General features: G+C 60.9%; 9 protein-coding genes. 3 read left to right on the forward strand and 6 right to left on the reverse strand.

The annotated features are described in order from the left end of the window. Positions 1 to 43 precede the first annotated feature (43 nt). The 3 genes from N688_RS21335 to N688_RS21345 are packed head-to-tail and all read left to right on the forward strand — an operon-like array spanning position 44 to position 1,692. Entirely contained in the window at positions 44 to 673 is a 630-nt protein-coding gene (locus N688_RS21335) for an NUDIX hydrolase (RefSeq protein ID WP_052891167.1), read from the forward strand. 4 nt (positions 674 to 677) lie between these two features. Continuing rightward, positions 678 to 1,049: a hypothetical protein gene (locus N688_RS21340; RefSeq protein WP_052891168.1), complete on the forward strand. Its 372-nt coding sequence runs from the start codon at positions 678 to 680 to the stop codon at positions 1,047 to 1,049. Further along, the gene (locus N688_RS21345; RefSeq protein WP_052891169.1) at positions 1,039 to 1,692 is read left to right on the forward strand and encodes an MEDS domain-containing protein; all 654 of its coding nucleotides are present in this window, start codon (positions 1,039 to 1,041) and stop codon (positions 1,690 to 1,692) included. Before N688_RS21340 ends, N688_RS21345 begins: the two co-directional genes overlap by 11 nt. Before the next feature lie 258 nt (positions 1,693 to 1,950). Here N688_RS21345 and N688_RS21350 read toward each other — a convergent pair whose 3' ends face one another. The 6 genes from N688_RS21350 to N688_RS21380 form a co-directional block, all read right to left on the reverse strand. Next, positions 1,951 to 2,934, reverse strand: a complete 984-nt coding sequence (locus N688_RS21350) for an AIM24 family protein (protein ID WP_052891170.1) — start codon at positions 2,932 to 2,934, stop codon at positions 1,951 to 1,953. Between the two features lie 1,106 nt (positions 2,935 to 4,040). Next, positions 4,041 to 4,421: a hypothetical protein gene (locus N688_RS21360; RefSeq protein ID WP_052891172.1), complete on the reverse strand. Its 381-nt coding sequence runs from the start codon at positions 4,419 to 4,421 to the stop codon at positions 4,041 to 4,043. 79 nt (positions 4,422 to 4,500) lie between these two features. Continuing rightward, the gene (coaBC, locus tag N688_RS21365; protein WP_081839111.1) at positions 4,501 to 5,889 is read right to left on the reverse strand and encodes a bifunctional phosphopantothenoylcysteine decarboxylase/phosphopantothenate--cysteine ligase CoaBC; all 1,389 of its coding nucleotides are present in this window, start codon (positions 5,887 to 5,889) and stop codon (positions 4,501 to 4,503) included. A 287-nt stretch (positions 5,890 to 6,176) separates the two neighbouring features. After that, positions 6,177 to 9,341, reverse strand: coding sequence for an FHA domain-containing protein (locus tag N688_RS21370; protein ID WP_052891174.1), 3,165 nt, complete (start codon positions 9,339 to 9,341; stop codon positions 6,177 to 6,179). A 450-nt stretch (positions 9,342 to 9,791) separates the two neighbouring features. Next, entirely contained in the window at positions 9,792 to 11,117 is a 1,326-nt protein-coding gene (ilvA, locus tag N688_RS21375; RefSeq protein WP_202901986.1) for a threonine ammonia-lyase, read from the reverse strand. 489 nt (positions 11,118 to 11,606) lie between these two features. Further along, entirely contained in the window at positions 11,607 to 13,460 is a 1,854-nt protein-coding gene (locus N688_RS21380; RefSeq protein ID WP_052891175.1) for a R3H domain-containing nucleic acid-binding protein, read from the reverse strand. Positions 13,461 to 13,462: the final 2 nt, after the last annotated feature.

A 13,462-nucleotide genomic window follows, 5' to 3' on the forward strand; every position in this document is an offset into this window, starting at 1 on the left:
ACGGTCAGCAGCAGTATTCGCAGTAAGGAGGAGTGGGGCGAAGTTGCGATGGCATAGAGAGGAAACAGCTCGGGGCTGGGATCGCTATCAGCACTATCGTACGCTGCGCGCGTACTCAGCCGGCGGCGTCGTCTTCCGCCTGGTTCCTGCCCCTGCCCCGCTAGCTCGAAGGCAGCAGCAGTCACAGTGGCAACAACAGCACTACGCCAGAGAGCGATCCGCTCAGGGGAAAGCGGTGCGCAATTTCAGGGGGCTGGTTGGGAGCGAAGGGATGAGCATCGAGGTGGCCCTGGTCGGTCGGAGCCACCCGGGAATCTGGGTGCTGCCGAAGGGGACGCCGCATGCCGGTGAGACGATCGAGCAAGTGGCCTTGCGCGAGGTGCAGGAAGAGACGGGCCTGCAAGTGCGCCTGATCGCCTACATTGGCACGATCTCATATCGCTTCGTGCGCGACCACATCCGCTATCACAAGCAGGTGCGTCATTTCCTGCTGGAGGCCATTGGTGGCGATATCACGCTACACGACCACGAATATGACCGCGTCGGCTGGTTCTCCCTGGGCGAAGCCTGCCGTCTCCTGACGTATCAGAACGAGGTCAATATTCTCTACCAGGCGGAGGCCATTTTGCAGCGCTGGCTACAACAGCGGCACCGGCAGGAAGGATCTTGTTAGCCCTATGCAACAGCGACAAGAGCGCGCGCGCTCTTCCCTGTTTCGGCGGATTTTCTTCCCCTACAGCGGCGGAGAGACGCTGACGATCAAACAGAGCCTGCGCATCATCATCGCCTGGGCACTGGTTATCCCTGTGTCCATGACGCTGCTGACGCTCGTCCTGTCCTTGCTCCTCGGTTTCTCTCCGCAGCGCATCGTTCTATTGGTACTCATTACGTTCTTATCAGGTGTGATGGTCTTCGGTCTCTTGAGCCTGGTCGTCATCGCCACCAACAACCGAGCCGCGAGGCTTCGCCAGGAGCGGCAGGGTCGTTTCAGCCAGAGACGCCAGACAGCAGCAGAAGGAGAAGACCGTGGAGGTAGGTATGGATCTTAGTGTCGAGGGCAAATCCGAGCGCATTCCTCCTGGCTCCCACATTTGTCAGCTCTATCGCCAAGTGTCAGAGATTCCAGGCGTGACGGCGCGTCTCCTCCGAGTCGGTCTAACAGCCTCGGAAAAGTGTCTCTTTGCCGCCGCCCCCGCCCAGGTTCAGGAGCTGCGAGAGGAATTAGCCAAGCTCAACGTCGACGTCAATGCCACGCTCGCCAGCGGGCAGCTAGTCCTGCATGAGGAGCGGGAGAGCTTCCTTGTGCATAGCGCCCGCTTCGATCCCTATTTTCTGCTCTCCTCTCATCAGACCTTCATCGCCCAGGCGCTGCGCGAAGGCTGGAAAGCCGTGCGCATCTCCATCGACATGAGCTGGCTCACCAGCGACGTGGCGACCCCGGAGCAGATCCTCAAGTATGAAGCGGCCTCTGACGCCGTCTTCACTTTCCAGAATGCGCCCATCATCGCCCTGATGCACTATGACCAGAGCAAGCTGATGCCCGGCCTGGTGGCCGAGCTGCTCAAGCTGCATCCTATCTCCGTGGTCGGAAAATATATCAAACGCAACCCCTACTATCTGAACTCGGAGCAGTACATGCTCAAGGTCCTGCGGATGAGTCGCGACAAAGACCAGGGGCGGGCAAGTTCTTAGTCCCGCTATCTCCCCCTCTCTACCAAGAGATAGGACCCCCACAGCCAGAAGGCAGAGGCAGAGATCGGCCCGCGGCGGCTCTGAGCCGCTGAGAAAAGGAGGGAGCCGGGCCAGAGAGCAGAGAGGGCCTCAGCGGCGATCGGGAGGGACCGCCCTCACCGCTATCGCTCCACTTATCCAGCCTCGCCTTCCTCCTCCGCTCGCTGCTGCACTGCTTGTATGCCCGGCTCCCGCCTCCTTCCCCCAGCCGAGATCAACTCAGCTGAAGAAGCTGCCCAGGCCGCCAAAGTTGCTGGTGCCTCCGGCCTGGGGAGCGCCTTCATTCTGTGGCGGATGGTACGTCATGGACTGGATGCCGATCCGGCCCGGCCCAATGAAGCGATTCAGCGTGATCGAGGCGCCCGCCACAAAACCACCAATGGCGCCCAGAATGCCGCCACCGCGCTGTGAGCCGGCCACGGTCGTCACGGTCATCTGGACCGAGGGATCTTTCCAAAGCCAGGCCCCCGGCTCAATGTCCAGCGCCTCGCCCGGCGCAAGCATCTTCTCAAAGACATTGCCGTAGCCATGCAGCAAGAGAACGCCTTCGCTGCCAATAGCGGTAAAGCGATCGATAAAGAAACCTGTGCGACTAAACAGAATATTGGCGACTCCCTGAACAAAGGTAAAGTCGTAGTCAATATTGCCGGTCGCTACCAGAAACTGATGCTCACGCACCTCAACGGTCTGACCAGGCTGAAGGCGAAGCGCCACAATCTGACCCACCGAGTCCCGCGAGAAAGCAATACTGCCCGGCCCGTAAGCCTCGGTCATGAAAATCTGCAGTCCAGCAAAGAAGCGACGGGCCGCCCCTTTGAGAGACTTGAAGCCGACTTGCACGCCAGGATGCTTCCAGAGCAGAATATGATGCTCGAAGTAGATAGGCATCTGGCTGCCGAGCATGATGTCGACAACCGGAACCAGCTCACCCTCAATAGAAATGGTCATGTCGGCTACCTGCAGAGGGCCGCGCGGGTTGTGCAGCTCGGCCCGAGGTACGGCATTTCCAAAGGGACTGCTGCCATACTCCTCATACTGGTTGGGGGGGACATACCCCCCTTGAGGAGCACTGTAGGGATCAGCCGGAGGTGGCGAAGACGTGGGCGGCGCGGGTGTTCTCCCCGCCGGCTGCAGCGGCAGCCCACAGGTACCACAGAAACGAACCCCATCGGCGACTTGACTTTGACAACGGGGACAGATCATCAGCAAAACCTCCCTGGTTGGTAGGTTCAAATAGGTCAGGCGAGATCTAACACCAGCCAACTTAGCTCAGCGTAAGGGGGCACATTGCTCATCCCTGCCCGGCCTCTCAGAACACATAAAGAGCATTGCAGCCAGCCACAGCCATCACTTCCTTGCTGCCCTGCTTTCTCTCTGATTCAGCGCCCTGCTCTGGCGATCCACCTCCCGCCATGCCGTTCCAGACACCGGCTTCAGCCAAAGCGCCAGGCCCAGGCAGCGGCAGACAGGCAAGCAGATTCCGGAGAGCGAGCCACTGATCATAGGGTTGGTCCGCTGCATTTCCTTGATGTCGCGCTGTCAGCGCACTGATCCACTGGACCCATCCATAGAGAAGCACCAAAGTAGACAAGCCCAAGACAAGAAAGCAGAGAGCGCCGCGAAGCCCCAAAGGGCATACTCTCCTCTGAGAATATAAACGTTGAGAAAGCCCTGGACTCAAGGGCGAGTCTCCGGGCCGTGCCAGGGGTGAGCAGGGGCAGTCAAGGAGGGGAAAGAAAGGAGGAGGTGGAGGAGGAGAGATCACGCCAACGGCACGGGACCTTGAGAGATCCCCCCCTTTCTCCAGCTTGTCTGCCATCAGAGCAGAGCTGAGTCAGAGCCACACACAATGCCAGAGTAGAGCCGAGCAGGAAGCAACGAGGCCAGGGCTGACTGTGTCGGGCCTGAGACCCGGCGTCGTCCGCGGGCTACAAGCAAGCCTGGAGCCTCAACCGAGGCAGTGCCGATCAGACGAAGGCAAAGAGACCCCCAACCGCGGGCCAGCGCAACGCGGGACAAGACAGACAACTGACCTACAGACAGAGCTGCGAGAAGCGCTGAGGGTCTCCTCCAGCACCCACCTCTTCAGCAGCGATCATCAGCACAGCACAAGAGAGCGCAGCGCAGAGCAGCAAGCCAGAGCGGGAAGCAGCCCATCGATCTGGCCTGCGGACAGGCAGCGCGCGGCGCACTCCTCTTCTGACCGTTAGCCACCAGCTCACGAGCGCAGCGCCAGGTTCTCAGCAGGTTTCCCCACTGACCAATCGGCCAGCTGAGCAGGGCAGCCAGGCTGGCTTGAACTGGGCGAGCTAGAGAACAAAGCTATCAGCAAGCGGGCTGCGGTTGTTGCCATTCTCCCGCTTCTCACTCAAATTGACCGACTGCTGGCTACCAGTTTGGCGCATAGGCTGAGAAGGGTAACTGGCATTCTGAGCTGTAGCCGGCGTTACTGGAGCGCTTTGGAGATTCTGCAAGCTCTGCAGGGCGGCCTGGGACTGAGCCATTGGCTGCTCGGTAGCCAGCTGAATCGTTTTTCCTTCGATCACCACAGCGATCCCGATACCGCGGCGCAGATCGGCGAGCTGGCGGCGCAGCTCGCGGTTCTCGGCCTCCAGGGCCTCCATCAACTTCTTCTGCTCCAGCAGCAGCTGAGCGATGCCTTCGAAACCAGCACTAGCACTGCGTTCCATAGCGGACTCCTCCTGCGTACTCCGTGTACCCAACAATTCTAAGAGAAAAGCACCCATCACAAAGCCACGTCCTCCCAACTTAGTTCGTCCCCAGCAAAGGGACGACCCGATCCCAGATGGCAGCCGCGACCTCCTCCTTCGGCATGACTGGCAGCTCTTCCAGGTCGCCACCGGCGTGGAAGATATAGACCTTATTGGTATCGGAGCCGAAGCCACTATCGGGGCGAGTCACATCGTTGGCGACCAGGAGATCCAGGCTCTTCTGCGCCAGCTTCTGCCGGGCGTAGGAGAGCACGTCATGGGTCTCGGCGGCGAAGCCAACGCGGATCAGGCGGCGTGGGCGAGCAGATCTATCCGACGAGTGCGAGAGCGAGGCCTCAGGCGCCTCTGCCGGTGACGCTAGCGCAGGCAGGGCCGCAGCAGCGGTATCTGACTGTGCGGCAGGCAGGTGTGCGAGTTCCTGCAAAATATCGGGATTGCGCACCAGGCGCAGCGTCAGTTCCTCCTCGGCCTCAGACCGGGCAGCGGCGCGCGCGTCCTCGCCGGCCCTAAGCTCCTCCTTTTTGATCTTGCGCGGCGCTGGGGCAGCGGGACGGAAATCGGCCACTGCCGCATTCATCACCAGGACATCAGCCGTCGCAACGGCCCGGCGGACAGCCTCCAGCATCTGAAAGGTGGTCTCCACCTCCTCAAACTCCGCTCCATAGGGAGGAGTCAGCGCCGTTGGGGCGGAGATCAGCCGCACCTGAGCGCCACGGGCCAGGGCTTCGGCGGCCAAAGCGAAGCCCATCTTGCCGGAAGAGCGATTCCCCAGGAAGCGGACCGGGTCGAGCGGCTCACGAGTGCCACCAGCAGTAACAACGACGCGCCGACCCGCCAGGTCGCCAGTGCGGCCCAGCAGCCAGCGCACAGCTCCCAGCAGGACCGACGTCTCTGGCAGGCGCCCAGGGCCGATCGCCCCAGAAGCCAGATGCCCGACCTCCGGTGGCACCACATGGACCCCACGCTCACGCAGCAGGGCCAGATTCGCCTGCGTCGCCGGATGCTCATACATCTCAGCATCCATCGCCGGGGCCAACAAGAGCGGGGCCCGGGTTGCCAGGGCTACCGCCGTTAGCAAATTATCGGTGATCCCGTGAGCCAGCTTGGCAATCGTATTGGCCGTCGCCGGCACTACCGCCAGCAGCCCGGCAGCGCGCGCCAGCTCAATGTGCAACTCGGCGGCATGTTCTGCCGCCTGCCACAGATCGCTATAGACGGGCCGATGACTGAGAGCAGCGAACGTCAACGGACGAACAAACTCTTCAGCGCGTTCCGTCATGATCACATCAACAAGCGCTCCCGCCTGCTGCAACTTACTCACCAGATCAGCAGCTTTGTAGCAGGCGATTCCCCCGCAAATGCCGACGATAATACGCCTGTTGATTAGCACTTTCCCTGTTGCCCGTCCGCTCGCTCGCTCACTCATTGTTCCCAGAACTGGCCCGGGTGTACCCGGATAAGAACATTGTTACAATAACATAAGGTGAAAAGTGCGATCAAGCAAGATGCCAAGAAGTACCATGCGCCCCTCTTCGCCTTTATGCCCGATATCCTATCGTCGTTGCTCGCTGTTCCTTGCTATTCCTTCACTCTTTTATCTGGTAGGCGGGGAGGGTGATGGGAAGAGACGTCCCTTGCTCCCGCCGGCCTGGTCTGTCTGTCTGGCTGTCTGGCTGTCTGGGTTCGTTCCTGATGCAGCCGCCGCCACTGCGGCTAGCGCCGTACATCTTTGCGCTTCAGGAAGTAGGCGATTAGCAGGGCAAGGATGACGCTCATCAGGGCCAGGGCAAACCAGGTCAAGAGCAGATGGAAAACGGCCTCCGCCTGGCTATGGCCGCTGTAGGTTGGGAAGAGCGTCCCATGAAAGGAGAAGTCGTCGGCCCCGAGCTTATCGCCATGCAGTCCGATCGAGGAGCCGAGCGCGGCCATCGCCCAGCGAGCCGCAAAGAAGGAGCCCAGGAATTGCATGAGCGGCCCATTGAGGGCAAAGATGATGCCCGAGAAAATGACCTGGGGGATGAGGACAATGGGGACAAAGCTCATGGCCCGGTCATTATTGGGAGCGATCGCCGAGATGGTCAACCCCAGCATGAGGCCCGCCAGCGAGGTGAGGGCCATAGTAATGTAGATCTCCAAGCCAACCGGCAGGAAGACCCCCTGATGGAAGGGAGCCTTCAGATCGACCATCACCACCAGCACCAGGCTCTGTAGCAGACAGAGCAGGCCCAGCACTGCGATCTTCGAGAACATGTACGGAATGATGCCCAGGTTCACCGCCCGTTCTCGTCGATAGATGGGCGCCTCTTTGACGATCTCACGCGCGCCATTGATACACCCGAACATGACAGCGGCGAAAGCCATGATGAAGAGGATCTTCTGAGCATCGCCGCCCGAGCCGGGCGTAATATAGTAGTTCAGTGCCTGATCCTCGGTCAGCCCTTTTTGGGCCAGCAGGGCCTGACCCTGGGGGGTATGTAGAGCGTTTACAACGTTCTGACAGTCGTATCTGTTGCCGTTGGGGACCGTGACCGGAATGGCAGGCAGGCCCGACGGCGGTGGATTCGTCTGACAACTGGCGATGCTGCTCGAATCAAAGGTGCCGTGCCCGGCCAGGAAGAAGAGGATCAGGCCAATCACCGGGGCCTGTAAGAGCAGAATGAGCAGGTTCCCGACGTCGTTCTTGAGCAACTCCAGATACCGGAAGGAGAGCAGCCAGAACTGCCGCCAGGGATTGCCGCGCTTCGGCGGCTTGACGGTGGCAGTCTGGGCCACCGGCTGATTGAGACGGCCCGCCGGTCCCGTGTTCAGCGGCATGGTCACGTACTTCTGGTAATCGGCTGATTGCCTGAAACGCTCCGCCGCCTGTTGGGGGATATTGGGATTGTCATCGCTCGGTTCCAGCAGGCTGTAGATCTCCGCGAAGTCGCTGCGCCCAAAAAACTGTTTGGCTTCCTCGGGAGGTCCAAAATAGGCCAGGTAGCCGCCCGGGGCCAGAAAACAGATATAGTCGCAGACATTGATATTGGTCGTTGCATGCGTCACCAGAATAATGGTGTGGCCCTTATCGGCCAGGCGACGCAGCAGCAGCATCATCTTGCGGTCCAGTCCAGGATCTAGCCCCGACGTCGGCTCATCCAGGAAGAAGACGCTCGGATTCGCCAACAGCTCCATAGCGATGGAGACGCGCTTGCGCTGACCGCCGGAGAGCTTGCTCACGAGCAGTTGGCGCCGATGGGTCATTTCGACGTCTTCCAGCACTTCTTCGATGCGCTTCTGAATCTGCTCGTGGGTGAAATCTTCGGGCAGGCGCAGCTTGGCAGCGTAGTAGAGCACGCGCTCCACCGTCAGGTCGCGATGGACAATGTCATCCTGGGGTACATAGCCCAACTGCGTACTGAAAGCAGCCAGGTTCTTGTAGTAGTCCTGGCCGTTGTAGAGGACCAGCCCTTCCTGAGCCGGTCGCAGCCCGTTGAGAGCATCCATTAGCGTCGATTTTCCAGCCCCCGAGCCGCCGACGACGGCCACAAATTTGCGCGGTGGGATCACTAGCGAGATGTCCTGCAGTAGCAGCATGTGATGCGTGCCATAGCGCTTTAGACGGAGGGCGTCGATGCGAATGCTGCGACTCTCGTCGTGCTGCGTCAGTTCCGTGCCAGTGTAGACCAGCTTGAAAGGGCCGATGCGAATCTCGTCGCCGGGCGTCAGCAGGCGCTGGCTCACGCGCTGCCCGTTGACGTAGACATGGTTGGTACTGCCGAGATCGACGATGCGATAACTGCCATCGGCCAGGCGCTCCAGGCGAGCATGATGGCCCGAGACCTGGGGATGGCTGAGGACGAGCACGTTATCGCGATGGCGCCCGATAGTGATGACCGGCGCTCCCAGGGGCACCGGGTGAATCTCGGGCAGCATCTCCTGTACCTGGCCGCTGCCATCGTTGTAGGCCAGGGTGATCAGGGTACCATGCTCGTCGCCGATGCGGAAAATATCGCCTCGCTCTAGCGGCTTGCGAAACTGCTCGTCACCACGAATCCGCTGGCCTCGATAGAGCAGGCCGTTGAGCGTTCGCCCACGCGCCGGATGCGGATGGACAATATAGGGCTGGTTGCCGTCAAAGACGATCTGGGCATGGAAGGCTGAGATGATAGGCTCTGGAATGACAATGTCGTTGGAGGGATCGCGTCCAATGCTGATGACCGGCTTATTCAGCGGGTAGACCAGCTTTTCCCGCCGCACGTTGCTGCTGATCTCCAGGGATGGGACGCCCTGGGAGCCCGGGGGCGCCTGGGGCGTCCCCACGCCCGCGGCCACCATCCCCGCCAGCTGGGCCTTGAAGAGTTCGGAATCAACTCGCTCAGTCCGTCCTTCACCTGCAACCGGCACCGCTCCAGCAGGCACCGGACCCGGCCCCGCGATCGGAGCACTCCCCGGCTGCGCGCCGGGAACGGGCGTCGGCGTCACCACTGCCTGCGGCTGCCCGGCATCGCTCTTGACTGCCCCCCCTCCGCTAGCAGGCAGCGAGACCCCTCCCCCGCTCCCACCACTGTTCCCAGCCTGCCCAGCCACTACCAGAAAGAGAAAGGTTGTTCCCGGGCCAAGCCCGATCGTGTCTCGATCATGAATGGTCTCCCGCTGTACCTGTCGCTGGTTGACGGTCAGCGTATTCTGGGAACTCAGCTTCTCGATGATCCAGGTCCCGTTTTCACAGAGCAGACGAGCATGCTGGCGCGAAACCGTCGGGTCAGAAATTACAATATCGTTGCTCGGCTCGCGCCCAAGGGTCGTGACTGTTTTGACGATTTGCACCATCGTCCCCGCCAACGGGCCGGTCAGAAAACGCAGGGTGGCCAGGCCCGACGAACTGTTGACAGCATCCATGATCTTCCCCGGCTCCTTCTCTTGACTACTTGATCTCGCTGCAGGCTCTTGTCCATTCTTGGGCTAACACTCGCTTGCCATTATAACGGAGCAAACAAAGCATAGCAATTGGCTTTTTCACCGAAGGGGCTTCACCCACGCCAGAGCCGGAGATCAGGAGGCCAAGAAGTCAAAGCAGCAGAGGCTCATTACATCACCTGTGCCTTCGCCAGGTTCCTCGCTGCCCCTTGCTCTGACGCTCCGCAGCCGCCTTCCAGCAAGAGCAGGCCGCACCTCTTCCTACTACCACCTCCCCACAGGATTTAACGCAGCAGTCAGGACATCCTGGAGGAGAAGCTGCGCAGTGATAGGGAGGGAGAGAAGACCCAGGCATGGCCAACTCGGAACAATGGCCAACACCGACCCCAGAACTCAGGGCCAACGATCGACCGCTAGCGCAACACACCTGACCTAATCCAGGGACTGCGCCTCTTCCACAACGTAGCCAGCAGCACGCAGACGCTCCAGCAGCTGCTCACACTGGGAGCGATCACGTGTCTCCAGCGTCAGAGTCTCCTCTCGCTGCATAATTGGAAGATGACTCGATATACGCTGGTGGCGCACATCGATCACATTGATGCGCATATCGGCGATGATGCCCAAGAAGCGCATCAACTCACCGGGGCGATCTTCCAGGCGGGTATGGATCACAAAATAGCGACCGGCGGCGGCCAGGCCGTGCTCGATGAAGCGGCCCACGAGGTTGATATCGATATTGCCTCCTGTAAGGGGAACCAGCACCTTTTTGCCTGGCAGCTTGACAGTACCGCTTAGCAAAGCGGCCACGCCGGCAGCGCCCGCTCCCTCGACCAGCATCTTGCAGCGTTCCATGAGAAAGAGGACCGCGCTGATAATCGCCTCATCGTCAACCAGGACCACCTCATCAACCAGGCGCTGGATGACAGAGAAGGTCAATTCGCCGGGGCGTTTGACCGCGATACCATCGGCGACCGTCGTAATGGCTGGCAGCTCCAGCAGCTTGCCGGCATCAAGCGAGCTACGGCAGCTAGGGGCGCCGGCAGCCTGCACACCGATAATGGTGATGTTGGGACGCAAAGCACGGGCGGCGATGGCAATACCTGCGATCAAGCCGCCACCCCCGATGGGGACCAGGATAGCATCGGCATCGGGAAGATCGCTGAGCATCTCCAGGCCGAGCGTCCCCTGACCGGCGATGATATCAGGATCATCAAAGGCATGGATAAAGGTGGCTCCTGTTTGCTCCCGCAACTCCAGGCAGCGCTGATAGGCATCATCGTAAGTAAAGCCATGCAGCACCACCTCGGCCCCATAGCCCTGGGTCGCCATCACCTTTGCCAGGGGGGCAGTCTCCGGCATCACAATCGTACAGGGAATCTTATGCTGGGCCGCGGCAATGGCCACGCCCTGGGCATGGTTGCCAGCGGAAGCCGCAATCACGCCACGCTGATAATCCTGCTCGCTCAGGCGTGAGAGTTTAAAGCTCGCCCCACGAACCTTAAACGAGCCAGAGCGCTGCATATTCTCGGCCTTCAAATAGACCTCCGCACCGGTTATCTCCCGGAGCGTGCGCGAGGGGGTCAATGGAGTGTGGTGCAGCAGCGGTTTCAGAAGCTTATACGCCTCCCAGATATCGGCAATCGTCACGGGGAAAGCTGCAGGGGACGACAGGATAGCAGCAGGAGTGACCGAAGGTGTTCCTCTCCTATCTGCGGGCTCGCCGGTACCGGTGGCATGATCATCGTTCATAACGCGCATAGGTGGCATAGTTCCTTTCGCAGAATGTTGGACCTGACCACGACATTGTGGTTGGCGCCTGCCTTCTCTCCCTGGCCTCTCCTCTTCTCTCCTGCTCATACCTCTGCCCTCAGCGCGGCGCTGCGCTGGGGCACGGGCGACGGATCTTCTTCTCTTCCTCCCTCAAAGCCATCCTGAGCCTTGCCAGATTGACCGGTCCGCCTGCTTCCTGTCAGCTATTGACGGGTCAGGCTCGCATGCCACTCATCCCCCTCCTCCGAATTGGGGCTATTATAGCGCAGCACTCGTCTGAAGCGCAAGAGGACAAGGGAGAAGAGAGGCAAACCAGCCCCAGGCCCGGCGGCACCGAAGCAGCCGGGCAGAGGGCGGCGCGGCAGCGGGCTGCTCCTCCTTGATTCGCTGCTCTCCGCCTGTAGCTAGCAGTGTCGGCGAGCCAGCAAATGCGCGGGAGGAGTGGGCCCGTGCCGCGCCGTCGCAGCCTCTTATCCTTTAACTGCGGAAGATCTTCACGCGCCGATTCGGCTCCTTGCCCCGACTACGCGAGAACAAGTTATAGCGGCTGGCGAGCTGATGCTGCAGCCGACGCACATAGGCATTGGCCGGGGCCAGCTCGGCGGCAGTTAGCCCATGATTCAGGAGGCGATGAATAGCGTCCTCTGCTTCCAGCAGAGCGCGCCGGGTCTCATCATCCTGAGCCAGGCCAGCTAACGAGCCAGCGGAGCCAGAGCCTCCCTCGTCGTCGTCCTCCTCCTCGGGGAGAGCGAAGATGCGCGCCAGAGCATGCTGCATCTGCGCTACTGTATTATTCTTCAGAATAATAATTGTCTTCTGATCATCAGCGACCTGCTGCAAGCGCTCGGGCTGGCGGCGATAGTAATTCTTAAGCGTGATAACGGCATTAGCTTCATTTTCATTCTTGGTGATGATCACCGGCACCCCGAGCTGGCGGGCGGCCTGTTCCAGGCGATCGCGATTGACCCCGAAGGGATAGATACGGATCGGCCTGGGGGGAGAGAGAGTCAGGGCCTGCTGAGTCTCTTCATCGGCAGTGAGAGCCTCCTCTGAGGCCAGAGCTGGAGCGGTATTGCTCAGGGTGACCAGGCTAGAGGGCGAGCGGCGCAGATTGGCAGCGAGGCCGCTGGGCGCGAGTGCAGGCAGTGGTGACTGTCCATTGCGGCGCAAAGGATCAGCCGTGGCGACGTCGCGCCAGGTCACCTGGCCGAGTCGGCGCAGATTGTTCCAACCGCCCGCCGGGCGTTCGAAAGGGAGATAGCCCCCCTGGCGTCCGGAGAGCGAGCCAGAGCCGCTGCCCCAGGCTGGCAGCTCCATGCCCCCGATCGTCACGCGGCGCGCCGAGACCTGTCCTGTCTCCTCATCGCGTGTCCGCACCTCAGCAATTACCGGCTGGCCGCGCAAGAGATTGTCCACCGTCTCCGCCACATCGCGGTGGACGATCAGCTCCTGCCAGCTCTGCTGCTCCACCACCACATCGAAGGTAGGGGGGGCCTTACGCTCCAGGATGCTCTTCTGCGTATGGCGTCGGCGAGCCTCCTCATCGCCGAGCGTCACTGTCTGGATACCGCCTACCAGGTCGGAGAGCGTGGGGTTAACCAGCAAGTTACTCAACGAGTTGCCGTGCGCCGTTGCAATCAGCTGGACGCCACGTTCTGCGATCGTTCGCGCCGCCTGCGCCTCCAGCTCTGTCCCGATCTCGTCGATCACGATCACCTGGGGCATATGGTTCTCCACAGCCTCGATCATGACTGCATGCTGCATCGAGGTATGAGCCACCTGCATCCGTCGCGCGCGCCCGATGCCGGGATGAGGGATATCGCCATCGCCGGCGATCTCGTTCGAGGTATCGACCACCACCACCCGCTTATTGGCCTCATCGGCCAGCACGCGCGCGATCTCGCGCAGCAGCGTCGTCTTGCCTACGCCCGGGCGACCAAGGATGAGAATCGACTGGCCCTGCTCGACGATGTCACGGATCAGGGCAATGCTGCCCAGCACCGCGCGGCCAATGCGGCAGGTCAGGCCGACCACGCGCCCCTTCCGATTGCGCAAGGCGCTAATGCGGTGGAGCGTGCGCTCGATGCCGGCGCGGTTGTCATCGCCGAACTCGCCGATATGTTCAACGACGTATTCAAGATCGGCATAGGTGATGGGCTGGTCGCTCAGGATCACCTCTCCATCCGGGAAGCGGGCCTCGGGCAGACGCCCCAGGTCCATTACGATCTCTAGCAGCTCACCGCGGTTCTCCAGGCGGTCGACCGCTTCGTGGATGCTGGGAGGAAGAGCCTCCAGCAGAGCCTCCAGATCGTCAGTGATCGCATTGTGCATAG

Origin of the sequence: Thermogemmatispora carboxidivorans, from assembly GCF_000702505.1 — a bacterium.
Lineage (GTDB): Bacteria > Chloroflexota > Ktedonobacteria > Ktedonobacterales > Ktedonobacteraceae > Thermogemmatispora > Thermogemmatispora carboxidivorans.